Origin of the sequence: Aeromonas sp. HMWF015, assembly GCF_963878965.1 — a bacterium.
Taxonomy (GTDB): domain Bacteria; phylum Pseudomonadota; class Gammaproteobacteria; order Enterobacterales; family Aeromonadaceae; genus Aeromonas; species Aeromonas veronii.
The window spans coordinates 25,312-25,595 of the sequence record NZ_CAWNZT010000098.1 but is presented as its reverse complement, the minus strand read 5'-3'; the positions used below and the strand labels follow the sequence as shown (position 1 = coordinate 25,595).

The 284-nt window shown below is 68.0% G+C and carries 1 pseudogene; it reads right to left on the bottom strand.

The features are described 5' to 3' along the window. Positions 1-284, bottom strand: a pseudogene (locus AACS18_RS23095) (flavodoxin reductase); the annotation flags it as partial.

Below are 284 nucleotides of genomic sequence, written 5' to 3'. Positions count from 1 at the left end.
GGGTGATACCGATCCCGGCCCCCAGCCAGAGGGCTCGCCCTCCCCCTTGCGGGGCGACAAAAGCGCCATAGGGCCCGGTCACCACCACCTCATCCCCGACGCGCGCCTCTGCCACCAGCTGACGGGTATGATCCCCAAGCGCCCGCACCGCGATCACCAGCTGGCGCCGATCCGCCGATACCCGCACCAGGGTAAAGGGATGCGGCCCCTCCTTGGCGTCAAATTCGAAAAAGGCAAACTGACCCGGGCGGTAATGGGCGAGCGGCCGCTCCAGCTGCATGGTC